The 24,260-nt window shown below is 58.1% G+C and carries 21 protein-coding genes; 10 read left to right on the forward strand and 11 right to left on the reverse strand.

The window, feature by feature from the left end:
- Positions 1-21 precede the first annotated feature (21 nt).
- The 5 genes from ACLI1T_RS10235 to dnaK all read right to left on the reverse strand — a co-directional run bounded on the left by ACLI1T_RS10235 (position 22) and on the right by dnaK (position 6,386).
- Positions 22-1,542 carry an aldehyde dehydrogenase family protein gene (locus tag ACLI1T_RS10235; protein ID WP_411702607.1) on the reverse strand — a complete coding sequence of 507 codons (1,521 nt, stop codon included), beginning with the start codon at positions 1,540-1,542 and terminating at the stop codon, positions 22-24.
- Between the two features lie 395 nt (positions 1,543-1,937).
- Entirely contained in the window at positions 1,938-2,474 is a 537-nt protein-coding gene (locus ACLI1T_RS10240) for a heat shock protein transcriptional repressor HspR (RefSeq protein ID WP_411702608.1), read from the reverse strand.
- A 20-nt stretch (positions 2,475-2,494) separates the two neighbouring features.
- The gene (gene dnaJ, locus ACLI1T_RS10245) at positions 2,495-3,700 is read right to left on the reverse strand and encodes a molecular chaperone DnaJ (RefSeq protein WP_411702609.1); all 1,206 of its coding nucleotides are present in this window, start codon (positions 3,698-3,700) and stop codon (positions 2,495-2,497) included.
- Positions 3,701-3,798: 98 nt separating this feature from the next.
- The gene (gene grpE / locus ACLI1T_RS10250; RefSeq protein ID WP_411702610.1) at positions 3,799-4,521 is read right to left on the reverse strand and encodes a nucleotide exchange factor GrpE; all 723 of its coding nucleotides are present in this window, start codon (positions 4,519-4,521) and stop codon (positions 3,799-3,801) included.
- A complete protein-coding gene (gene dnaK, locus ACLI1T_RS10255; protein ID WP_411702611.1) occupies positions 4,521-6,386 on the reverse strand; it encodes a molecular chaperone DnaK in 1,866 nt (621 codons plus the stop codon). The genes grpE and dnaK overlap by 1 nt, the downstream gene beginning before the upstream one ends.
- 460 nt (positions 6,387-6,846) lie before the next feature.
- Here dnaK and ACLI1T_RS10260 point away from each other — a divergent pair, with 460 nt between their 5' ends.
- The 6 genes from ACLI1T_RS10260 to ACLI1T_RS10285 all read left to right on the forward strand — a co-directional run bounded on the left by ACLI1T_RS10260 (position 6,847) and on the right by ACLI1T_RS10285 (position 14,970).
- On the forward strand, positions 6,847-7,032 hold the full coding sequence (locus ACLI1T_RS10260; protein WP_023024121.1) for a hypothetical protein: 186 nt from the start codon (positions 6,847-6,849) through the stop codon (positions 7,030-7,032).
- A 205-nt stretch (positions 7,033-7,237) separates the two neighbouring features.
- Entirely contained in the window at positions 7,238-8,416 is a 1,179-nt protein-coding gene (locus ACLI1T_RS10265; RefSeq protein WP_411702612.1) for a sensor histidine kinase, read from the forward strand.
- A gap of 91 nt (positions 8,417-8,507) precedes the next feature.
- Positions 8,508-8,663, forward strand: a complete 156-nt coding sequence (locus tag ACLI1T_RS10270) for a hypothetical protein (RefSeq protein ID WP_284771664.1) — start codon at positions 8,508-8,510, stop codon at positions 8,661-8,663.
- A complete protein-coding gene (locus ACLI1T_RS10275) occupies positions 8,648-9,322 on the forward strand; it encodes a response regulator transcription factor (RefSeq protein WP_349853635.1) in 675 nt (224 codons plus the stop codon). The genes ACLI1T_RS10270 and ACLI1T_RS10275 overlap by 16 nt, the downstream gene beginning before the upstream one ends.
- A 602-nt stretch (positions 9,323-9,924) precedes the next feature.
- Positions 9,925-13,365 (forward strand): bifunctional proline dehydrogenase/L-glutamate gamma-semialdehyde dehydrogenase, encoded by a 3,441-nt coding sequence (locus tag ACLI1T_RS10280; RefSeq protein WP_411702613.1) that lies wholly within the window; start codon positions 9,925-9,927, stop codon positions 13,363-13,365.
- Between the two features lie 144 nt (positions 13,366-13,509).
- Complete coding sequence (locus ACLI1T_RS10285; protein ID WP_411702614.1) at positions 13,510-14,970, forward strand: AI-2E family transporter; 1,461 nt, start codon at positions 13,510-13,512, stop codon at positions 14,968-14,970.
- 57 nt (positions 14,971-15,027) lie between these two features.
- Here the strand turns inward: ACLI1T_RS10285 and ACLI1T_RS10290 are convergent, their stop codons facing one another.
- The 3 genes from ACLI1T_RS10290 to ACLI1T_RS10300 form a co-directional block, all read right to left on the reverse strand.
- Entirely contained in the window at positions 15,028-15,618 is a 591-nt protein-coding gene (locus tag ACLI1T_RS10290) for a nucleosidase (protein ID WP_411702615.1), read from the reverse strand.
- Between the two features lie 176 nt (positions 15,619-15,794).
- Positions 15,795-16,049, reverse strand: coding sequence for a hypothetical protein (locus ACLI1T_RS10295; protein ID WP_349863431.1), 255 nt, complete (start codon positions 16,047-16,049; stop codon positions 15,795-15,797).
- 334 nt (positions 16,050-16,383) lie between these two features.
- Positions 16,384-16,644 (reverse strand): hypothetical protein, encoded by a 261-nt coding sequence (locus ACLI1T_RS10300; protein ID WP_239269247.1) that lies wholly within the window; start codon positions 16,642-16,644, stop codon positions 16,384-16,386.
- A gap of 120 nt (positions 16,645-16,764) precedes the next feature.
- On the opposite strand from ACLI1T_RS10300, the gene ACLI1T_RS10305 reads away from it, so the two are divergent.
- The 4 genes from ACLI1T_RS10305 to ACLI1T_RS10320 all read left to right on the forward strand — a co-directional run bounded on the left by ACLI1T_RS10305 (position 16,765) and on the right by ACLI1T_RS10320 (position 20,936).
- A protein-coding gene (locus tag ACLI1T_RS10305; protein WP_411702616.1) for an IS3 family transposase occupies positions 16,765-17,957 on the forward strand; the annotation gives its coding sequence in 2 pieces (ribosomal slippage) (positions 16,765-17,044 and positions 17,044-17,957; 1,194 coding nt in all).
- Positions 17,958-18,325: 368 nt separating this feature from the next.
- Positions 18,326-19,411 (forward strand): hypothetical protein, encoded by a 1,086-nt coding sequence (locus ACLI1T_RS10310; protein ID WP_349887521.1) that lies wholly within the window; start codon positions 18,326-18,328, stop codon positions 19,409-19,411.
- A 270-nt stretch (positions 19,412-19,681) separates the two neighbouring features.
- Positions 19,682-20,218: a hypothetical protein gene (locus tag ACLI1T_RS10315; protein ID WP_411702617.1), complete on the forward strand. Its 537-nt coding sequence runs from the start codon at positions 19,682-19,684 to the stop codon at positions 20,216-20,218.
- 46 nt (positions 20,219-20,264) lie between these two features.
- Complete coding sequence (locus ACLI1T_RS10320) at positions 20,265-20,936, forward strand: LppP/LprE family lipoprotein (protein WP_411702618.1); 672 nt, start codon at positions 20,265-20,267, stop codon at positions 20,934-20,936.
- Positions 20,937-21,158: 222 nt separating this feature from the next.
- On the opposite strand, the gene ACLI1T_RS10325 is transcribed toward ACLI1T_RS10320, so the two are convergent.
- Genes ACLI1T_RS10325 through ACLI1T_RS10335 form a run of 3 tightly spaced genes read right to left on the reverse strand, consistent with a single transcriptional unit; the run spans position 21,159 to position 24,126 of the window.
- Positions 21,159-22,442 (reverse strand): sulfate adenylyltransferase subunit 1, encoded by a 1,284-nt coding sequence (locus ACLI1T_RS10325; protein ID WP_411702619.1) that lies wholly within the window; start codon positions 22,440-22,442, stop codon positions 21,159-21,161.
- Positions 22,442-23,341: a sulfate adenylyltransferase subunit CysD gene (gene cysD / locus ACLI1T_RS10330; protein ID WP_411702620.1), complete on the reverse strand. Its 900-nt coding sequence runs from the start codon at positions 23,339-23,341 to the stop codon at positions 22,442-22,444. The genes ACLI1T_RS10325 and cysD overlap by 1 nt, the downstream gene beginning before the upstream one ends.
- Positions 23,341-24,126 carry a phosphoadenylyl-sulfate reductase gene (locus ACLI1T_RS10335; protein WP_411702621.1) on the reverse strand — a complete coding sequence of 262 codons (786 nt, stop codon included), beginning with the start codon at positions 24,124-24,126 and terminating at the stop codon, positions 23,341-23,343. The genes cysD and ACLI1T_RS10335 overlap by 1 nt, the downstream gene beginning before the upstream one ends.
- Positions 24,127-24,260 lie beyond the last annotated feature (134 nt).

Below are 24,260 nucleotides of genomic sequence, written 5' to 3' on the forward strand. Positions count from 1 at the left end.
GAGGGGGCGCCGGTTGTGGGTTTAGAAGAGGCCTGCAGGGGCGTCCGAGTACGAGACCAGCATGTTCTTGGTTTCCTGGTAGTGGCCGAGCATCATCAAGTGGTTCTCGCGGCCCAAGCCGGATTCCTTATAGCCACCGAAGGCGCTGTGTGCCGGGTAGTCGTGGTAGTGGTTGACCCACACGCGACCGGCCTGAATATCGCGCCCGGCGCGGTAGCAGATGTTTTGCTGGCGCGACCACACGCCGGCGCCGAGGCCGAAGTTGGTGGTATTCGCGATCTCGATGGCCTCGTCGTAATCCTTGAAGGTCGCCACAGACAGCACTGGCCCGAAGATTTCCTCCTGGAAGATGCGCATCTCGTTGCTGCCCTTAAAGACCGTGGGCTCGATGTAGTAGCCGTTTTCGAGGCCCTCCACCTTGTTCACGTGGCCGCCGATGAGCGTTTCCGCGCCTTCTTCTGGGCCGATCTTGAGGTATTCGGTGATTTTGTCCATCTGTTCCTGGGAGGCCTGGGCACCCATCATGGTTTCGGTATCCAACGGGTGACCGATCTTGATCTTCTTGACGCGTTCGATGGCGAGCTCCAAGAACTTATCGGCAATATCCTCATGGACCAGGGCGCGCGATGGGCAGGTGCAGACCTCGCCCTGGTTGAGGGCAAACATGACGAATCCCTCGACGCACTTTTCCAGGTAGGAGTCATCTTCATCCATGATGTCTTTGAAAAAGATGGACGGCGACTTACCGCCGAGTTCCAGGGTGACCGGGATGACCTTGTCTGCGGCGGCCTTATTGATGAGCTTGCCCACCGGGGTGGAGCCGGTAAACGCGATTTTGGCGATGCGATCCGAACCCGACAATGCCGCACCGGCTTCCTCGCCCACGCCGTTGACGATATTGAGTACGCCGTCTGGGAGGAGGTCGCCGATGATGTCCATGAGCAAGAGGATGGATGCAGGCGTTTGCTCCGCAGGCTTGAGCACGATGCAGTTACCAGCGGCCAGGGCCGGTGCGATCTTCCAAGAGGCCATGAGCAGCGGGAAGTTCCACGGGATGATTTGACCGACAACGCCGAGTGGCTCGTGGTAGTGGTAGGCCACGGTGTCCTCGCTGATTTGGGACAGGCGGCCCTCCTGCGCTCGGATGGCGCCCGCGAAGTAACGGAAGTGGTCAACGGCCAGCGGGATATCGGCGGCCAAGGTCTCGCGGACGGCCTTGCCGTTTTCCCAGGTCTCCGCCACAGCGATCTTTTCGAGGTTCTCTTCAATCCGGTCCGCGATGCGGTGCAGCAAGAGCGTGCGCTCTGCTGGAGTGGTCTTGCCAAAGGTAGCAAACGCCTTTTCCGCGGCATCGATGGCTGCGTTGATATCGGCTTCCTTGCCGCGGGCCACCTGACAAAATACCTCGCCGGTCACGGGGCTGATGTTGTCCATGTATTCGCCATCGACTGGCGGCACCCACTTTCCACCGATGTAGTTGTCATAGCGGTCGCGGTAGTTGACGATGGCCCCTTCGGTTCCGGGTGCTGCGTACAAAGTCATGATGGTGATGTCCTCTCGTGCAGAAATCTCGACTGGGACACTTGCCGTGTATGGCGCGTGCCACTGCAGGCGTTCTACTGTGCTGTACCGCACCTGCTTTCCCTGTCATAATAATGCAATTTTTCGCATTTCGCACTAAATAGGGGTGGGAAATTAACTTTTCTTCACGGTGCGAAGTCCGGTTGTGCGGGTGTATCACCGTCCGGGTGAGGGTGTAGCAGTCTGCGAGAGGGCGCGGGAACGGTGGGGACCGATGGGTCCGAGAGGAGGGCACCGAGAGAGCGAAGGACTCTTGGGCAGAAATAAACCCTCCATACCTGTGCGGGTGCTAGGCCGCGGCAAAGGTATGGAGGGTTTAAGTTGAGGTTTCTCGTCCGCAGGACGAGTTAGGTGTTTTAGCCGCCGTTGTTTCGGCGATTACGTTTGCGGTCGCGCGCGGTGCGCGGGCTCCACATCACCACGGAGGTAGACCGCGGAACGTGGACCAGCTCGCCGCTGCGTTGGGAACGCACCGGGACCTGCGAGCCTTGGGGGCCTTGCGGCCCCTGGGCGCCGCGGGTGCGCTGCCCCTGTGCTTGGGGGTGTTGTGCCCCTGAACGCTGCCCGGCGGCGAGCTGATCACGGAGGGCACGGACTTCATCGGCAAGCGCATCGCGCTCGGCCTCTAACTGGTCGCGTTCTTCGGTTAACTCGATGATGGATTTGATGCCGGCGAGATTGACGCCATCGTCTTGCGAAAGCGCCTGAATCTTGCGGAGCAATTCAATATCGCGATCCGAATAGCGGCGGCCGCCGCCGCGGGTGCGGGCTGGGGAGACCAAACCCATGCGGTCATAGGTGCGCAGGGTCTGGGCGTGCATCCCGGAAAGCTCGGCAGCCACGGAAATGACGTAGACGGCGGTGCCGGAACCTTCCGCCTTTCCAGTACTCATTGTGCAATGCACCTCCTGCCTTAATTGCTCTCCGCGCCGGCCCAGCCTGCGCGGGGATTAAAGCCAGAGTCCTTTTCGGCCTGTGCATAGGTGCGCAGGGCGCTAGAGGCCGCTGCATCGAGCTTGGAAGGCACGGTGACCTGCACGCTCACCAAGAGGTCGCCAGCCTTGCCGGCGCGCTTGGCAATGCCGCGCCCACGCACGCGCAAGGTGCGGCCGTCCGGGGTACCGGTGGGGATCTTCACGCGGACCGGGCTGTCCAAGGTGGGAACCGTGATGGTGTCACCCAGGGCGAGCTCGGCAAACGAGACGGGGACGGTGATGTGGATATCGTCGCCGTCGCGGGTAAAGACCTTGTCAGGCTTGACGGTGACCGCAACGAAGAGGTCACCGGCCGGGGTGCCATTCGGGCCAGCCTCGCCCTGGCCGGCGATGCGGACCTTTTGGCCGTCGATGACGCCGGCGGGGATGCGGACCGTGATATTCCGAGTGCGGTGCACCGTTCCGGTGCCGTTGCAGTCTGGGCACGGATCCGTGATGCGGCGACCCGTACCATCGCAGTCCTTGCACGGGGCGGAAAAACCGAACGCACCGCGGTTTTCCGAGGTGTACCCGGAGCCATTGCAGGTACCGCACGTTGAGGTCTTGCCGGAGGAAGAACCCGAGCCGTGGCACGTGGTGCACGGCGCGTTACCGCTTAAGGCCAGCGGGATGGTGGTCCCCTTGGCTGCCTCGCGGAAATCGAGGGTTATTTCCGTTTCGACGTCGGCCCCCCGCGACGGTTTAGCTGAGTGGCCAGCACTACCGCTGCGGTTGAAAACGCTACCGAAGATATCCCCAAAACCGCCGCCTTGAGACGATCCTCCAGTGGCTCCTCCGAAGAGGTCCGAGAGGTCGAAGTCTTGCGTACCTTGTCCACCCATGTTCGTGGATCGAAACCCGCCGGGAAAGCCGGCGCCTCCGTTCTGTCCGAAGCCACCGCCGTTGCGCAGCATGGCCTTGAACTGGTCGTATTCCTTGCGCTCGGAGGCATCGGAAAGCACATCGTATGCTTCCGCAACCCGCTTGAACCGGTCCGCTGCCGCGGGGTCATCGGGGTGGGTATCGGGGTGGTTTTCGCGGGCAAGCTTGCGGTACGCGCGCTTGATCTCGCTTTGGTCTGCGGACGAGGAGACCCCCAGATCCGCATAATAATCTTTGTCTGCCCATTCGGGTTTAGCGCTCACTGGGCATCTCCTCCTTTCAAGAAGAATCGGTTGTATTTATTAAAAAGGGCGCCAGGGGAAGTTGAATCAGTCAGTTCCCAAGGCGCCCTTTTTCCGGATTAATCGGCCTGTTCGGTGCCTTCCGAACTGCCGGAATCCTCACCGGGGTCCGCGATGATGACCAGCGCGTTGCGCACCAGCCTCTCACCTACGCGGTAACCCTGGCGCAGCACGGTGCCGAGCACCTGCTCATCGCCGGAGGACAAATCCTGCACGGCCTCGTGCATCTCTGGGTCGAAGGGTTCGCCCTCTTCACCAAAGGCGGTGAGGTTGTGCTGCTCTAGGCCCTTGCGGAGCTTATCCGCAACTGCCTTGAGCGGGCCCTCCAAGTCACCGTGCTGCTTGGCCAAATCGAGGTCATCAAGCACCGGCAGCAAATCACTAATAACTTTTGCCTTCGCGGTCTCGATAACGGATTGGCGGTCACGCTCGGTGCGGCGGCGGTAGTTGGTGTATTCCGCATTCAGACGCTGAAGGTCTTCCGTGCGTTCTGCCAACTGCGCTTCCACATCGTTGGTGGCAGCACCGGTGGAGGTTGGCTCATCACCTTCCGCCTCGGCTTCGACCTCATCGGCGTTGACATCAGCCAGCGCGTCTTCGAGGTCAGCATCAAGGGTGGGATCCAACTTGGCTTCCTCGGAGGCATCGGCCTGCGCGTCGTTGGCAGCCTGTGCTTCCTCGGCCTTTTCGGCAGCAGCCTCAGCGCGGTCAGCCGAGGTAGCCTCCGGATCCGTGTTTTTCGGGTCGCCTGGGTTTTGCGGCATTCCGCTGTCCTGAGTCATTACTTGTCGCCATCCTTGTTGTCATCGGAGTTCTGCTCGTCTTCGTCCACAACTTCAGCGTCGACCACGTTTGGGTCGCCCTGTGCAGCGCCAGCATCGGCAGCACCCTCAGCGCCGCCTTCTGCAGCCTGTGCCTCGTAGATCTGCTTGCCCATCTCCTGGGATTCGGTGGACAGCTTCTCTACTGCGGACTTGATGGCATCAAGGTCATCGCCCTTAAGGGCCTCGTCTACAGCGTCAGCAGCCTCGGTGACCTTGGTCTTGGTGTCCTCAGAGACCTTGTCCTCGTTGTCCTCCAAGAACTTGCGGGTCTGGTAGGAGGTGGACTCTGCGTTATTGCGCAGCTCCTGCTCCTCGCGACGCTTCTTGTCTTCCTCAGCGTGCTGCTCGGCGTCCTTAACCATACGGTCGATCTCTTCCTGGGAAAGGCCAGAGCCTTCCTGGATCTTGATGGTGTTTTCCTTGCCGGTGCCCTTGTCCTTTGCGGTCACGTGGACGATGCCGTTGGCGTCGATGTCGAAGGTGACCTCAATCTGGGGCACACCGCGAGGTGCCGGTGCGATGCCGCCGAGCTCGAAGGAACCCAGCAGCTTGTTGGCGGTAGCCATCTCGCGCTCACCCTGGAAGACCTGAATCTGCACGGAAGGCTGGTTGTCTTCTGCGGTGGTGAAGGTCTCGGACTTCTTGGTCGGGATGGTGGTGTTGCGCTCAATAAGCTTGGTCATCACGCCGCCCTTGGTTTCAATGCCGAGGGAGAGCGGGGTGACATCGAGAAGCAGCACGTCCTTAACCTCACCGCGCAGCACACCTGCCTGGAGGGCAGCACCCACTGCAACGACCTCGTCCGGGTTAACGCCCTTGTTCGGGTCCTTGCTGGTCAGCTCCTTGACCAGGTCAGATACGGCCGGCATACGGGTGGAACCGCCGACCAGCACAACGTGGTCGATATCGCCAACGGAAAGGTCAGCATCCTTGATGACCTGGTTGAACGGAGCCTTGGTGCGGTCCAGCAGATCCTGGGTGATCTTCTGGAACTCGGTGCGGGTCAGGGTCTCGTCCAAGAACAATGGGTTCTTGTCGGAGTCAACGGTGATGTAAGGCAGGTTGATGTTGGCCTGCTGGGAAGAGGACAGCTCAATCTTGGCCTTCTCTGCAGCCTCGCGCAGACGCTGTACGGCGCGCTTGTCCTTGGTCAGGTCAACACCCTGGGAGCTCTTGAAGCGGTCAACCAACCAGTCAACGATGCGCTGGTCCCAGTCATCGCCGCCCAAGGTGTTATCGCCTGCGGTGGCCATAACCTCAACGACGCCATCGCCAATTTCCAGCAAGGATACGTCGAAGGTGCCGCCACCCAAGTCAAAGACCAGGATGGTCTGCTCTTGCTCGCCCTTTTCCAGGCCGTATGCAAGCGCAGCCGCGGTGGGCTCGTTGACGATGCGCAGGACGTTCAGGCCGGCAATCTGGCCAGCTTCCTTGGTGGCCTGACGCTGTGCGTCCTCGAAGTATGCAGGAACGGTAATAACGGCGTCCGTAACATCCTCACCCAAGTAGGACTCTGCATCGCGCTTGAGCTTCATCAGCGTGCGAGCGGAAATCTCCTGGGAGGTGTAGTCCTTGTCATCGATGTTGACGGTCCAGTCAGTACCAATGTGGCGCTTGACGGAGCGGATGGTGCGGTCCACGTTGGTCACGGCCTGGTTCTTGGCGGACTGACCAACCAAGATTTCGCCGTTCTTAGCAAACGCTACAACGGAAGGCGTGGTGCGGGAACCTTCGGAGTTAGCAATAACGGTAGACTCGCCACCTTCCAGTACGGAAACGACGGAGTTCGTCGTACCAAGGTCAATACCTACTGCGCGTCCCATGATTCATTCTCCTTTTTATCGAGTGCAGTTAATAAAGTTGATTGTCAGTGACTCAACTTCTCGTTGCGTCCGTGCGCTACTCTAACAGAAGTTGCGAACTCGTTCATAAATTCTTGAGCCCGTGTCACTCAATCTTTATAACCACTAAGACTCAAATCTTATTCCCGCCGGCTCAACTCTCCTTAAAAATTATGCTATTTTCCCAGCTCTCAGCCCTAAATCTTGCTCCTCTCTTCCACGTCAGGAAAGAGCGAATCACCTTTTAGAAACAAACTCTGCCATACCCAAAAGCTCACCAAAGGGCCATAAAAAGGTGGCCAAAAGTTACCTCACAAAGGATCCAAAAGAGGCTTGGCAGGCGTATTTAACTCGCACATACTGGAAACCACAGCAGCCACTGGTTGCTACCCAGAGAGATTGATTTGTAGTTTCACTCCGCCAATTCGAAAGGAAACGTCCAATGCTCGACACCCTCGTAAATCTCAGCTCCTCCCTCGATTTCGAGGCAATCTTCAAGGCCATCAAGGGCGCTGCTGAGCTGTCCTCCGAGTCCAACTCCGACTCCGTGGACCTGTCCTCCGTAATCGAGGGCCTGTCCTCCAAGGACAACGCTGACGCTGCTACCGAAACCGCAGCTAACGCTTAAGTAAACCTTCGCGTTTACACTCCTTCATGAAGACCGACTAAACCCCCGCACTTTTCCACGCAGGTTTTAAACCTCGCACCGGAAGGTGCGGGGTTTAGTTGTTTTCATTTGCTGGTTTCACGCTTCCAGGCCTTAAGCTAGGTGCGAGACGCCACAAGCCCTTTCGCAACTATTCAGTCTGAGCACCAAAGAAGCGCATTCCACCTTGACTTTCACCCCGCCACTTCCCTTTCGCCACCGCCTTCGCGCGGCGATGACCCTACAGCGCACCGCAGCGCTGATCGCCATCATTTGCTTGGCACTTACGCTTTTCGCCGCATTTCTCACCCCAACTAAACACCAACTTTCAGCGGCAATAGTCGGGGTAATTTTGACGGCTATCACGACTGCTGCCTATCGGTACCCGAAGACAATGGCAGTGGGTTTTCTGGCAATTTGGATTATCGCCATTCTTACCGTGGGAATCCCCTACGCCAGTTCCGTTTTCTTAGCCCCGGTATTCCTTGCCGTATTCGCTTTTCGCAGCACCAAGTGGCAGTCAATCCTTCTCTGCGCAGTGTTTTGGCTGGTAGGCCTGGTAGATCCTGGTACGTTGCGGCTAGTCCTCGATCCAACACCCGCACTGGTCTGGGGAATTTTCTTGGTCATTAGCACCTTCATCGGCAGCTCACTCGCTCATTCCGCACGGCGCTATAAAACCGCCATGGTGGAGTGGAATAACGATGTTAAGCGCCGACAATCTGACCTAGCTGAAACCCTGCACAACTCGGTAATCTCCAGCCTTACCGTCAATACCATGCAGCTAGAAGCGCTCAGTTTGGAATACGCCAGTACACCGGAGCTCAGCCGCCGCCTCGATGAATTAAGCGATGCAATGCGCTCGTCGATGTCTGAAATACGCGCTTTAACTAAAGTCTTGCGTTCCAATATTGACGGAATCAACGATGAATTGAGTTTTAAACAAGAACCACATCCTACAAACTTTGCGCAGGTACTGGCCTGGGAAGAAGGACAGCTATCTAAGCTCAACCGCACTCCAATTATTAAGGTAAGCGGAGAAGATTTTTGCCCCCAGTTTTCCCCCTCCGTTCTTGACTCGGTCGAAGCCATCACCAGGGAGGCTTGCCTCAACGCCGTCAAGTACTCACCACCCGGGGCAGAAATTACCGTATCGGCCCAACCACATTTGGGATGGACGATTCTTACTATCCGCAACCCTATTGCCAAGCCAACGAGCACCACGCCGGAGACTTCCTCCGGCATAGGAATTAATTCGATGACGCGCCTTGCGGCAACTATCGATGCTCGGCTGGAGGCAGGTCGTGTCGATGAATACTGGGAGCTCACGCTCGCGCTGCCCCCGTCTGCGCATGAAGAACGTTAGTTCAGCCACCTTCGCTGGCAGCGCCACCATTCCTTTACTACACTTACGTATGTTTCTTATAAATCCGGTTTTTATATAAAGGAGTCGTGCAATGCAGGCTGCCCTCGCTAGCTTTCTCGCGCCCCTCATGCTGTCCGCCTCTCTCTTTGGCGCAGACCTCACCCCTGGCGACCTCCCGCAAAACAATAAATACGAGTCCTCGGCAGAGCTCGTCTTCGGCTGCCCAGCCCCATGGTGCTTCAAGTAAAAACTTCGCTGCTCCTAGTCGATGATGACCCACTAGTCATCGAGGCACTCGGCCACTATTTCGCTGCGGCCGAAGATATGGAAATCAGCGCCGTCGCAGAAAATGGGAAAGCCGCATTACAGCAGCTAGAACAACACGATGTCGATGCCGTCATCGCGGATATTCATATGCCGGAGATGGACGGCACAGCACTGCTGCGCGAGCTTAATGAGCTGCCTAATCCACCGGTATTCATTGCTATGACCGCAATGGATAATGACGACACCCTAAGGGAAGTCCTGTCCAATAAGGCGGCAGCCTATATCCTCAAAAGCTCGAAGCCGGCCTATATTTTGGATACGGTGCGCGAGGCCGTCCGCGGTGGCACGGTCGTGGCTCCCCAACCTTTAACGCGCTTATTCCAACAAATGCCTGGCTGGAGCGAAAACGATGCTCAATCTACGTCTGCGGTTTCCGCCCCTGAGCACCATATTTCGCCTGCTCAAGCTCAGATCCTCGATTTAGTATGCGAGGGAAAATCCAACGAAGAGATCGCAAAAAGCACTCACTATGCTCCGGGAACGGTAAAGAAATATGTTTCTAGCCTGTTAACCGAATTTCACGCCAAGTCTCGTCTCGAGCTAGCGGTCAAGGCGCTAAAAGCGGGGTACGGCAAATAGCTGCATAGGCGCGAATAGCGCTCACCCCTAATCGTGGCCCCACCCCCTTAAAACCCCACATGCTGGGGTTTTCTTTTTTACCTTTATACCCCCACTGCCGATTTTGCTAACGAGACTAGCATCACTATATCGACAACCCTATAATTGATTTCACACACAACTACATAGCATTTCCCACGCATCATTCGGCATCATTCGTCCACTGATGCCTGTGCTAGGACCGGATTAGGAAACCACTACTGGGCTTTCATTCCTGCCCCCTAGCTCCACATCGCCACAGTGTAGAAAGCAGGTGAGTGTTGAACACCAACTTGGCACGCGTCCGCCGCCATAGCGACAGGCCCCCGGTCCCCCACTACCGGTAGCACTATGGCTTGTTGATTCGCTTGGTTTAAACCTCCGAGCAGCGGCGCGCGCATCCCGCGTGTTCCACTCATTGCCAGGTATGCGGAGACCTAATCGCCGCATGCTTTCTAATTTTCATAGACTTACCAGCCAATTTCTGCCCCCGGCGCTAAAAGTCACAGAACAAAGGCCACACCGCGGTGTGGGTTGGCCACCAACCTGGAAGTACACGTTTCGAAAAAGAGGTTGAATTTCACATGACTTCTCCCGCATACACCCGCACGCCACTATCTGATGATGTTGAGGCCGTACTGCCTGCCGTTATTAAGCGCGCGCAAGGCTGGCTCGATTCCACCGCGGATGAAAAGGATAAGGCCACCGAGCAGCTCGCGGAGCTGTTGCGCGATGACAATGGCGTGAAGTTCACCATGGACTTCGTTGACCGCGTCATGCGCCCAGAGGATGACAAGGTTGCGGCCAAGGCACTGAAGGACATTTCTTCCCAGTACGATCCTTCCTTCTTGGGCAGCATCAATGGCGCGCTCGTCGGTGCCGGCGGTTTCTTCGGCCCGATCCTGCCTAACCTGGTCATGCCGGTAGCGCGCCTGTACATGCGCAAGATGGTTGGCCACTTGGTGCTGGACGCGGAATCGGATGCACTCAATGACACCCTGGAAAAGGCCGCCGCTTCCGGTGAACAACTGAACCTCAACCTCCTGGGTGAGGCCGTCCTTGGTGAAGAGGAAGCACAGTCCCGCGCGCGCCGCACGCTGGACCTCATCAAAAACCCGCGCGTGACCTACGTATCCGTCAAGGCGTCCTCGATGGTGGCGCAGCTGAACAACTGGGACATCGGCAGTTCCGTGGAGCGTTTGAAGGACCGCCTGCGCCCGCTCTACCAGGAGGCCGCACGCCGCAACCCACAGGTCTTTATCAACATGGACATGGAGGAATACCACGACCTCCATCTGACGCTGCGCCTTTTCAAGAGCCTTTTGAGCGAGCCGGAGTTCAAGAACCTGGAATCCGGCATCGTGTTGCAGGCTTACCTGCCCGATACCTTCGATGCCCTCCAGGACATCGCGGAATTTGCCAAGCAGCGCGTGGCAGAGGGCGGCGCCAAGGTCAAGGTGCGCATTGTAAAGGGCGCCAACCTGTCTATGGAGACCGCAGAAAGCGAGGTCCACGACTGGCCGCTGGCTACCTACACCAACAAGCTGGACGTAGACGCTAACTACTACCGCCTGCTGGACTTTATCCTGCAGGAGGAATTCGCGGACTGCATCCGCATCGGCGTGGCCAGCCACAACCTGTACACCGCCGCCATGGCCTACGAGCTAGGTGTAAAGCGCGGCGTGCTGCACATGCTGGATTCTGAGATGCTGCAGGGCATGTCCCCGGCGCAGCAGGCAGCGGTGCGCAAGGTCTACGAGGGCCGCCAGATCCTCTACACCCCCGTCGTCCACGCGGATGATTTCGACGTCGCCGTGTCCTACCTGGTGCGCCGCTTGGAGGAGAACTCCGCGCCGCAGAACTTCCTTTACGCCCTCTTTGCACCGGGCGAGGAACCGCTGGCTAGCCAGGAAGAGACCTTCCGCAAGGCCGTGGCCAAGCGCTGGGATACCTTCGCTGGATCGCGCCGCACCCAGAACCGCCTCGAGGATTCCGGGCGCCAGGCACCGGATTCCGGACGCTTCAGGAACGAGCCCGATACGGACCCGGCAATTACCCCGAACCGCACCTGGGCCAAGCGCGCGCTTGCGAATGACCCCGGTGAGCACGGCGTCCAAGAGGTCACCGACCCATCCGCTGTTGAAAGCTACGTCGCCCGCGCCAAGGAATTGGGCACCGAATGGGGCAAGCGCCCCGCCGCAGAGCGCGCCGCAGCCCTAGACGCCGTCGCGGACCAGCTGGCAGCCAAGCGCGGGGACTTCATCTCCGTGGCAGCCTACGAGGCAAATAAGACGGTCACCCAGACTGACCCTGAGGTCTCGGAAGCCATCGACTTCTGCACCTACTACGGCCAGTCCGCCCGCTTCTTGGAAGAGGCCCACTCCGAGTTCCACCCGCACACCGTCACCGTGGTGACCCCGCCGTGGAACTTCCCCATCGCCATTCCTACCGGCGGCATTGCAGCCTCCTTGGCGGCGGGCTCGGCGGTCATCGTCAAGCCTGCTCCCCAGGTGGTCCACTGCGGCAAGATGGTGGTTGAGGCCTTCCGCACCGCACTCGAAGCAGAAGGCCTGGACCCGGATCTGGTGCAGCTGGTGCTTACTGATGAAGGCGATGCCGGCAAGGCCCTGCTCTCCCACGATGACGTGGACAACATCATTTTGACCGGTGCGTCCGATACCGGCGCGCTCTTCCGCTCCTGGAAGCCCAAGATGAACCTGATGGCAGAGACCTCCGGTAAGAACGCGCTGGTCATCACCCCAGCAGCAGACCCGGACCTGGCCATCCAGGACCTGTACAACTCCGCCTTCGGCCACTCCGGCCAGAAGTGTTCGGCCGCCTCGCTGGTGATTTTCGTTGGCGCTGCGGGCAAGTCCAAGCGCCTGCGCGAGCAGCTGCTGGATTCCGTCAAGACCCTGAAGCCTGGCCCGGGCTATGACATCACCACCACGATGAACGGCCTGGCTGAAAAGCCGAGCGAGAAGCTGCTGCGCGGCCTGACCCAGCTGGAGCCGGGCGAAAAGTGGCTGCTGAAGCCAGAGAAGCTCAACGAAGAGGGCACCCTGTGGTCCCCGGGCATTCGCGATAATGTCCAGCCGGGCTCCTGGTACCACAAGAATGAGTGCTTCGGCCCCATCCTCGGCATCATGTACGCCGATACCTTGGAAGAGGCCATCGCTTGGCAAAACAGCACCGGCTATGGCCTGACCGGCGGCATCCACTCCCTGGATGACAAGGAAATCGAGTACTGGATCGACAACGTTGAGGTGGGCAACGCCTACGTCAACCGCGGCATTACCGGCGCGATTGTCCAGCGCCAGTCCTTCGGTGGCTGGAAGAAATCCGTCATGGGACCGGGCGCCAAGGCCGGCGGCCCGAACTACGTAGCCCAGATGGGTACTTGGACCGATGGCGAGCTCAAGCCGCGCGACGTGGATATCGCCCCAGCCAGCGTGAAGATTCTGCAGCGCCTGCGCGATGAGCTTTCTGATGAGCTCAGCCAGAACGATCTGGAATGGCTCTGGCGCTCTGCCGAGCTGGACCGGATTGCATGGCTCGAGGAATTCGGTCGCACCCACGACCGCACCGCACTGGTTTCTGAGGCCAATCGCTTCCGCTACCGCCCACTGTTGACCAAGCTGCGCATCCGCGTGGGCGAGGACTACAAGCTGCGCGATGTCGCCCGCCAGGTACTGGCTTCCGGGATTACCGGCACCGAGACGGAAATCTCCGCCGCCCCAGAGGTTGCCGGCCAGCTGCAGGAGCTCGGCTTCGACGTGAAGTCCATTTCTGACGGTTCCTTCGCCGCCGCCGTGGCCAATGACGAGTCCTCCCGCGTGCGCGCCCTGGGCACCGTGCCGGATTCCGTTTACGAGGCAGCGGTGCGCTCCAACTCCGTGGTGCTGGACCAGCCCGTGCTTGCCGATGGCCGCCGTGAGCTCATGCCTTACCTCCTCGAGCAGGCAGTCTCCGTGACCATGCACCGCTTCGGCATCATCCGCAACGTGGGCAACCTGCGCGACTAATACGCCAGTTGCCGTCGCCGCGGCACAGTGACTAAGCGCCCCACCTTCTCCCGCCCTTTTTCTGCTGGGAATTGGGTGGGGCGCTACCTTTTCTCTGCTTTTCCCGCGCTATCTCTAGGTGGTTTCGTGTGGCATAGTAGATGAATGACTACGCCAGATAACCACTCTTCCAGCGGCACCGAGCAGCACCCGGGCCAGAACTCGGCGCAGGGCGCGCAGTATCCGTCGACGCTCGAGCAAAACTCCGTCAACCGCAAGGCTGACGCAAAGAACCCCTTTGTCGCGCCGCTGGTCTCCCCCGATGAATCCCAATTGGGCGCTGAGGTAGCCACCGCCGATCCCGCCGATCGCGATAATAAATCCGCCGTGCTGGCCAAGGACTTCCGCAGCATGGCCAAGATTTCGGTGTGCTTTATCCTCATCGTCGCAGGATTGGGCCTGGCGGGTTTCCTGCTGCGCTTTATTTGGGTGGGTCTGCTGCCGGTTATCCTCGCCATCTTGGTCTCGACGGTGCTTTATCCAGTTAGCGCCTACCTGCGCTCCAAGGGCTTTCCCCGCACCCTGGCAGCGGTCACAACGCTTTTGGGTTTGGTGGTTATTTTCGGCGGCATCTTTGCCGCCATGGCGCCCATGGTCACCGCGCAGTCCAAAGTGCTTATCAATGAAGCCGAAGCCGGCATTATGCAGCTGACCAAGATGGTCAATGATTCCCCACTGGATATTGAGGTGGACCAACTGCAGTCGGTCCTCGAGGACATCGTGTCCTTTGCCAAGGGCCAGGCTTCCACCATCGCCACCGGCGTGCTTTCCGGTTTCTCCATGGCCAGCTCCATTGCGGTAGCCACCGTCATCATGCTCTTTATCACCTTCTTCATCATTAAAGACGGCGATAGATTCCTGCCCTGGCTGCGCAAATACACCGGTAACTCCGCTGCCTGGCACATCACGGAACTGACCTCCCGCGTGTGGAAGACGTTGTCTGGCTTCATTCAGGCCCAAGCCCTAGTCGCGCTTGTCGATGCCGTCTTTATCGGCCTCGGCCTCTGGGTCCTCCAGGTCCCACTGGCACTGGCCATCGCCGTCATCACATTCTTCGCGGGCTTTATCCCCATCATCGGTGCTGTCACCGCCGGCGCCTTGGCCGTCATTATCGCCTTGGTCTCCAACGGGCTGACCAATGCGCTGCTCGCTCTGGCGCTAATCATCATTGTCCAGCAGGTAGAAAGCAATGTCCTCCAGCCCATCCTGCAGTCCAGGGCCATGGGCCTGCACGCGGCCATCGTTTTGCTTTCCATCACCGTGGGCTCCACCCTGGCCGGCATCGTGGGTGCTTTCCTTGCCGTGCCAGTCGCCGCGACCATTACCGTTGTCCTGCGCTACCACGCAGAGATGGCCGCCCTGCGCGCCGGTGAGGTCTCCCCCGATGACATCGAAATAGTCACCGGATCCAAGTCCATATCCAAAGACGACAAAAATGAGGACGCGGTCAATACAGACCCCGAGTCCGAGCGCACCGGCGAAGAAGGCGACGGCGACAGCCCCCTCGAAGAGTCTCCTCGCGAAAAGGTAAAGCAGCTTTTCGCGGCCATGAGCCCGCAAACCTAAAAAGCCCTGCTCTTCCTCCGCCGTGCGAAACGGCGAGGAAGGAAACGGAGGCATCGGCTAGCGCAAGAAGCCTAAATCGGCTGCGGCAGCGGCCAGCTGGCGGGCGCTGCGGTCCAAGACGCCAGCCCAGGTGCCCATCGATTCCTCATTAGCGGAATCGGAGACCTGCTTCAGCAGTGTGCAGGGCACACCAAAGCGCTGGCAGGCAGCGGCAATAGAATAGCCCTCCATATCGCATAGCTGGGATTTTTTCACCAGCTCATTGCGCAATGCGGTAGTAGAGACAAACATGTCACCTGTCGCCAGCCCGCGCGTGGGAAGCTCGCCGGAGGTCTCCAGCTCAATGAATTCTGGCAGGAGGTAACGGCTGATATCGGTCAGCACTTCTAGCTTGAAATCGTGCTTGGTTACTTTATTGATCTCGAAGACGCCATCCATGCCATCGACAAGCGCGCCTGCCGTACCAATATTGACCACGCGTTCAGGCAAAGCATCGTTTGCGCGAGCCTCTGCCAATACCTCCGTCAGGGAAATCGCGGCTGGAACCGTGCCGATTCCGGTAATGAGCAGCGCTTCGCCGTCTGGAATGTGCGCAGCTTCGGCGTCCACGGCGGCGACGAAAAGTGTGCGTCCGTTGAGATTCTCCATGTCTGCGAGAATACCTGCTCGCCCTAATCAAAGTTCAACGTGTGGTTCCTTTGGTGCAGGCGAATCGTAATATTTTTATGCCCGGCGCCCACGGCGATGATTCGGCCAGTAAGCGTACTTGCGACGGCGAGGTCTTCCTCCGTCGTCGCCTCCGCCGCCTCCCGTGCCGTGGGCAACTAAGCACCACCCGGATCTGGGCTGTCAAGGTGAATGAAGCGTTCGCGATCCACATCTATCAAATACCTTTCCGTGACCTTGAAACGACCGTGGCTCTCGTCGAAGGAATCGCGGCGCCAACTGCCCTCGGCCACGCGGCAGACAAAGGGGCAATAGCCAAAGCACGAGAGCACGATATAGCGCGTCTGCGGGCTCACGTGCCACTGGCCGCGCACGGAACTCCAGACTTGGCGGTAGGTTGCGGCCAGGCTCATCCCCAGCCGCAACCCTTGCTGTCAGTTCTCATCCAACCCGGCACCTTCTACCTGAGTGTTTAGCTCTCCGAGCCGCGTCGCATTGGCCACGTACATCCCCAGCCACACCTCCTCCGGCAATGGTGTAGGGACTGGTGATATCGCAATGGAAAACGACTCTGGGAATGCCCTTTCCACATCCTTGGGAAGGCGCTGACGCCCGGCAAGGTCCACAGGCGAACGCCCCACGCGATACCCGCACCACAGTCGCACGCAGCTGGCGGTCATAAGTCTCCTAATGCGTAGCCCCCGCACTGATTCGCCCCAGCAGCTTCTTGGCGTAGTCTCTCTCCACCTACTGCTCCACTCCCGGCGCGATCTCCATTTCCGGCAGCTGACATAGCAAGATGAGGTCAATAACGTCACCCAAATCAAAGACTTTGCTCAATTCTGATTGGGCATCTGGTCCGAAAGCTTCGATTGCGCCATAGGCCAACGCACCGCCTAATCGCCTGATAAGGTCTCGGGGCACGCTCACTCGTTTGCGAGCTGTGTGAAATTCGGACGCATTGCGATTTCGCTCCAGTGCCACAGGTGCTTCTTTCTCGTTCCTCATAGAGGATTCAAATTTAGGTCACACTTGGGGTTAAGCTGGCCAGGAAGGGGACCTGACCCCTAGTTGGTGGACACCTGATATCCAGCCCAGTCGAGCTGGGAAGAAAGGTAATCTACCACCATGTCCAGGTATTCCGAACAGTTCAAACGCGATGCCGTGGCCCTCTATGAAAACAATGAGGACCTCTCGTTGAACTCAGCATCAGCCGAGCTCGGCATCAACCGAGCCTCGCTGCATTCTTGGGTCAAAAAGTACGGCACCGGCAAACGTGCCCGCATAAAAGCCGTGCATGATAAAGCCCAGGCGACGAATGATTCTGAGCGAATCCGCCAGTTGGAAAAAGAAGTTTCTAAGCTGCGCGAAGAACGCGATATTCTGCGTAAGGCTGCGAAATATTTTGCCGAAGAGACTCACTGGTGATCCGCTTCCAGTTTGTCTATGACCACCGAACCGAATACTCGGTCAAGCGGATGTGCCACGTGTTAAAGCTCAATCGCTCCTCGTTTTACAAATGGGTCAAAACCCGCGAAAAACGCAGGTTAAAGATGTATTCTGATGCCGTTATTGGTGCAAGGATCACAACCATCTTTGATGATGAGCATGGTCTTTACGGGGCTAAACGCATCGCTGCAAGCCTCAAGGAAGACCCGGCGTATACCCCGGTCAATCACAAGAAAGTTGCACGCATCATGAAAGCCATGGGACTTAAAGGCTTTACTAAACGCCGTCGATGTACCACCACTAGGCGCAAGCCTGGTCACCGCGTCATGCCGGATTTACTAGGCCGTACATTCACAGCTGACGAGCCGAACCGTGTGTATGTCGGCGACATTACCTACCTGCCCTGTAAGGGAGGCAAAAACATGTACCTTGCCACAGTCATTGATACCTATTCACGGAAACTTGCAGGTTATGCACTCGCAGACCACATGCGTGTCTCGTTGGTCATCGATGCCCTAGCCCACGCACACGGTGTGCGCGGCAGTCTTGACGGGGCTATTTTCCATTCCGATCACGGCAGCGTGTACACCTCACAAGCGTTCAGAAACTACTGCTCGTCGTTAGGTGTACGCCAGTCCATGGGAGCGGTAGGTACGAGTGCTGATAACGCCCTGGCAGAATCGTTTAACGCTACTTTAAAGCGGGAAGTGATGCGAAATCGGAAAGTCTTTGACAACCCAATTAGCTGCCGTCAGGAAGTCTTCCGGTGGTGCATGCGCTACAACACCCGCAGGCGCCACTCCTGGTGCAATCTCGTAGCTCCTGATGTCTTTGAAACCGAGACTTCGGCTATACTGACCAAAGCAGCATAGTTAACCCCCGACGTGTCCACTTTTCGGGGGTCGGGCCCAGGAGCCGGCTTACTATTCCCGACTGCAAGTCCCTCGTTTGCTCAAGCTCTCGCACTAAAGCACAGCCTTCAGCTGTTGCTAGGCCCTTTTATTCAACGGTTTTGGGGGCGACTTACTCCCTCTAGCTTCAACTCTTGACCGCACAGATGTCGTACTTATGTCGTTCGTTTTATGCGAAAGTAACTTGAATGGAGCTAAATGCCTAGATTAAAGTTTAATTGAAACAATTTCTGCAAATTGTATGTCACTAGTACATCATGGATTAATCGTTAGATTGTCCAATCTCTCTCGTATTCCGCTCTTAAATTGCTTATGGAGGAGTCCAGCTTTTGAACGACAACAATGCTTGGGGCCAGCCGGATCACCCCTCCTCGGATCCTTCTACTGAAGGTATGCGCCCCTTGCCGCGCAAGGAACAAGCTTGGGGCACGCCCTCACCTAATTCCTCTACAGCCTCGACTACTGCAGCATCATCTACAGACGAGAACTTTGAACACCCTAAGTCCTCCAGTAAAAATAGACGCATCGTGTTCCTAGTCATCTCTGTGCTAGCGGTTCTCGCTCTGGTTGGCGGTCTAGCTTGGGCATTCGTTGATAGGAACGATACAAATGATGCAGATGATCCAAATGAACCTGCATTGGCGACTAGCTCTGAGGCTAAAGATGACTCCCACTCTGAGAAGGGAGCCGAGTCCGACAAACATGAGGATAATTCCAAAAAAGGACGAGGAAAAGAATCCCCCAGAGAAGAAAATGATGCTAAAGCACAAGAGCTGACCAAATACGAGAAGTGCAATAATTACGCAGACGACAAACTTAGCGATTTGCGCTCCCCAGTAAAGATGTACTGCGATGACTCTTGGCTTTTTGCAGGTGAAGACGGCACCGGGAACCTCGCCTTGTTCTATTGGACCGACAATGCGTGGCACATTTACAAAACAGATGGATCGGTGCCGCAATCCGATATGGGATGCTACGACCAGTCCAAACTTGAAGACGCTGGTGCCCCACGCCGCTTGCTTGATGAGGTTTTGCTGTGCGACGACAATGCTAACGCCAAAGCCGAAAGCGCTAAGGAAACCACCAACAGATCCGGGGCCGAAGATGAATTCGCCTGGGCCGGAGATTGGGACGGAAAGTGCGACGGCCGATACATCCTCATCGCTGAGTCCGTGCTCATCTCAAGTGGCGAACCGTTTAGCGAGACCTCCCGCGTACAGGACAAGTACCCGGGATCGAAAATTCTTTACGGCGGCGCTTGCAGCTCTCTTCGTAGTCAAGTAAACGGCAACGACGTCTATGCTATCTACTTCGACGCAGGCCATAGCGTGGAGAAAGTGTGCGAGCTAAAAGCGCAATACGGTGGCAATGCTCGTTCACTGAATAATAACGCCGACTTCTCCGACCCCTGCTAGTTCCCTCTTTACGTAAATACTCTCTTCCTGATCTCTCACTCTCTTCTCCGTACAACCCTGGATCTAACACTAGAAAGGAACTCTCTATGCCCCACTACAACCTCTACGACTCTCTCCCTCGATGCTTCGGCCGATTCCACCGATCTCATCGCAGAGATTGACAACAAGCTTGCCCACGTAGATCCTGCGGACACCGCAGCACGCGACGAACTGAATACTGCGCGACAAATCTTTTCCGCGGACAACCGGCGCAAGCAATACGATAACGAGTTGGCTGATGCCACTGGGGCCGAAGTAGATATCGCGCGCATCCGCTACATCGCTGCTCTCCCGTCCGACACTGCACCGCAAGAGAATCCTGCTTCCAATTCCCCGGTGCCTGGATACGCTCCTCAACACTCGGCGCAACAACAAGACTGGAAGCCGCAGGCAACGAATCATCAATCCAGCAGCAATTCAAGCTTCAACGTCGCTAATAAACAATTCACCGTCGACTTTAGTAATGTAGCGTTCTCTGTCGAGCCAGACCGCCAACGTTGTCAATCCATCATGTGGTGCGTGCTATGGGGCATACTGCTCCTCATGTGGCTTATTGCCGGAATCCGAGGCTTGTCCCTTGCCGGCGAAGCTAGTGACGTCACCGCCCTGGACCTCGTCTTTGATTCCTCGGAGCTGGAGTCTAAGACCGCAGGCTTCAGCGCCTCACTGATCAAAACGCTCGTAACCACTCCGCTCATGTTGATTCTTTGGGAGTTCGTGTGGTCGATTCGCAAGACTATGGGACGACGGGCAATTGAGAATGCCTAACTCGCATAGGCCTTTCCACGGCCGAGTACTGGCCATCGGAGCACCAATGATCCTCGCAAACGTGTCCCTTGCTCTGGCTGGCTGTGACGATAATTCCACCAACGCTGATGGTCAACGCCTCCAGTATGAGACTGCTTCGAGGTCCACCTCACCAGAAAAAGATGACGACGCAGAGCAGGAAACCTCGAGGAAAGATTCTTCCCCAAGAGAAGAAACTACTTCCAAGCCAGTGCCGCCCAACGTAGTGATGGATGAAGAAGAGGAAAGCCAAGCGTCCCAACTAGGTGACGAGAATTCTTCTGCAAGCAAATCCGACCAAACCTGCGGTACGCAAAGCGCCCAGACAGCGTTCCAAGACAGCGTTTCCCAAGTTGCGCCGTGGTACACCATCGGTTGGGAGCTAATCGATTCCTCAGGCTACGACCCTTGCGCTTCCCTATCGTGGGAAACCCTGATGATCGAGGGAGGAACAAGTTCTTCTCCCTACCACATCATGCTGTTCAACCACGGTGAGTACTTAGGGACCGCAACAGCAGAACCCTACGGCTTCGCTCCCACGGTTGAACGCGTAAACGATTCCGAAATCGCGGTGACCTATCACTGGCCTCGCAAAGGTGAAAGCAATGCCAACCGCTCGGGTACAACCAATGCGGGATTCCGCTGGGATGAGAGCGAGCAGAAGGTCATCATGTCGGGTGATGTTCCACCAACACGATAGGTCAATGTAAAACAAGCACGTTTCGCTGAATTTTCAACCGTTTTGTGGCAAATCTTGCTAGGTTCGCGCTGGTGGCTGCACTCCCCTGCTACGTGCACCTAGCCATCGAAGGGCCCGCTGTGCTGGGCCCAACTTCGCCGCTGTTGCTCGGTGCACAGGCCTCAATATGACGCGCAGCGACATGAGCGACAGCGGCTAAAGTGAGAGTGGCGCGAAAAACGACTAGCGCAGTCGGTGGCCTACGAAGCCGGCGGCCAGGGTATTGCCGGAGGATTGATCAATGAGCAGGAAGTTACCCACGGCACCGCGGGCGGCGTAATCCTCCACGGGCAGTTCGGCCTGGGTCTGGATGGTGATGTGGGCGATATCGTTCATGACAACGGCCTCGGGATCGTCCACGTCGGATACGCCGTCGAGATCCAAGGTGCGGGAAAGAGCAGCGATGCGGGTCTTGACCAGGGAGGAACCGTAGCGCAGCTTGAGCATCTGGCCGGGTTTTAGGTCCTTTTCGGTAAGGCCTACCACCGTGGCAGCGAATTCCCGGGTGGCCGGGGGACGCTGGGCGCCGGCGAGGAGATCGCCGCGGGTGAGATCGATGGCATCGGCAAGCAGCAGCGTCACCGAATCGCCGGCGGCGGCAGAATCGGCGGGGCCATCGCCGGTGTCGATCTGGGTGACGGTGCTGGTGCGGCCTTCGGGCAGGTGCACCGTGTCGCCCACGGAGATGGAACCGGCCTTCACGCGGCCGGCGTAGCCGCGGTAATCGGTGGCGTGTTCGCGGATGACGTACTGGATGGGAAAGCGAAAGTCCAGCTCATCGGCGCGGCCAGTAGCGACGGGGATGGTCTCAAGGACCTCGAGGACGGTGGGGCCGGTGTACCAGTCCATGGTGGTAGAGCGCTCGACCACGTTATCGCCCTTGAGCGCGGAAATGGGCACGACGGTGGTATCGGTAATGTCCAGGCGCTGCGCAATCTTATGGAATTCGGCCTCGATATCGCGGAAGACCTGCTCGTCATAGTCCACGAGGTCGATCTTGTTGACAGCGAGGACGACGTGGCGCACGCCCAAGAGCGCGGCCACGTTGAGGTGGCGGCGGGTTTGTTCGACGACGCCGTGGCGTGCATCGATGAGCAGCACCACTACCTGCGAGGTGGACATGCCGGTAACCGTATTGCGGGTGTACTGCACGTGGCCTGGGGTATCGGCGAGGATGAAGGTGCGCTTATCGGTGGCGAAGTAGCGGTAGGCCACGTCGATGGTGATGCCTTGCTCGCGCTCGGCACGCAGGCCATCGACAAGCAGGGAAAGATCCATGCCATCGAAACCGCGATCGGAGGAAGAGCGCTCCATGGACTCGACCTGGTCCGCGAGCACGGACTTGGTGTCATAGAGCAGGCGGCCGACGAAGGTGGATTTGCCGTCATCAACGGAGCCAGCGGTGCATAAGCGCAGGGTATCGCGCTGTTTGAGGGCGCCGACATTCGGCTCGAGGGTAGTCGTCATCAGAAGTAGCCTTCCTTCTTGCGGTCTTCCATGGCGGATTCGGAAAGTTTGTCATCGGCGCGGGTGGCGCCGCGCTCAGACAGGGTGGAAATGGAGATTTCCGCGAGCACCTCATCGGGGCTGGATGCGGTGGAGTCGACGGCACCGGTGCAGGACATATCGCCGACGGTGCGGTAGCGCACGGTGCGGGTCTCTAGCTGCTCATCGCCTTTCGGCCCGCCCCATTCACCTGGTGAAAGCCACATGCCGCCGCGGTTGAAGACCTCGCGCTGGTGCGAGTAATAAATGGGCGGCAGCTCGAGCCCGCGCGCGCCGATGTATTCCCAAATATCGGATTCGGTCCAGTTAGAAATGGGAAAGACGCGCACGTTTTCGTCGGCCATCTTGCCGCCGTTGTACAGGTCCCACAGCTCGGGGCGCTGGCGGCGCGGGTCCCAGCCACCGAAGGAATCGCGGATGGAAAAGATGCGTTCCTTGGCGCGGGCGCGCTCCTCATCGCGGCGGGCCCCACCCAGCACGGCGTCGTACTCGCGCTTGGCGATGGTCTCTACCAGCGGCACCGACTGCAGCGGGTTGCGCGTTCCATCGGGCCGTTCCTGCAGTTCGCCGCTATCGATCCAGTCTTGAACGTGGGCGACGTGGAGGCGGGCACCGGATTCTGCGACCAAGTCATCGCGGAATTTGATGACCTCGGGGAAGTTATGGCCGGTATCCACGTGGAGCAATTCAAATGGCACCGTGGCCGGGGCGAAGGCGCGGCGGGCCAGTTCGAAGACGACGACGGAGTCCTTGCCGCCGGAAAAGAGGATGCCTACCTTATCGAATTGCCCGGCCACCTCGCGCAGGATGTGGATGGATTCATTTTCTAGGTCTTGTAGGTGTGGGGAAAGTGTGCTCATTATTCGTGTAACCCGCATTCTGTCTTGCCATCTCCAAATACTCGCCCGGAGCGGGCGTCTTCACCATCGCCGACCGGGAAGGTCAACGGCGCGTCGCCGATGGACCGGTATCCCTGCAGGGTCAGCGGGTGGATGATGAGGTCATTATCTGCGATGTACTGATCGGTATCGTCCAAGTTCCAAGTGATCATCGGCGAAATCTTTAACCGCCCAGTGCGGTCCAGGCTGAGCGCTGGGGCGTGGGCGCGGTGTTCGGAATCGGCCCGGCGCAGGCCCGTGACCCATCCGACATAAGGATCCATTGCCATATTCAGTGGCTCGACCTTGCGCATGCGGTTATAGGCGGAAGTATCGCGCGCGTAGAGGCGCGGGCCGTACACCTCGTCTTGTTCTTCGGGGCTCAGCAGCGGCAGCACGCGGACAAGGGGGCGATCCGGGTAGCGCTTTTCCACCTCTTCGGCCACCTGAAGGGTCTCAGGGAAGTGCCAGCCGGTATCGATGAAGAGCAGATCCGCTGCGAGCCCGGCGCGGTGGGAGAGCTCTGCCAGCACGGTATTTTCCATGGACATGGTGACCGCAAGCCGGCCAGGGGCGTGCTCGGCGGCCCACTCGGTGATGTTTTCTGCGGATTCGTAGGCGAGCTTATCCGCCCACTTTTCCACTAGCTGTTCATTGCGCGCGGCCACGTCAGTGGAAAGCGGCGCGGTATCGCGCGTGCCTTCGGGCGAGATGTGGGGATCGCGGAAGGGCTTTCCGCCATCCAGCAAGTTCGTCGTTGGGTTCATGAGCTCACACACTAGGCAACCCCGGTAGCTCACGCAGCACGTTTTTCCGGAAACGGCGCTGAGCTTGGCCGAAGGAAAGAATAAAATGTTTTATTTCTGGACCAAGCTGACTAGATTTATAGACAATGTAGTCT

The sequence above is a fragment of the Corynebacterium tuingiense genome (assembly GCF_046718165.1).
GTDB lineage: Bacteria > Actinomycetota > Actinomycetes > Mycobacteriales > Mycobacteriaceae > Corynebacterium.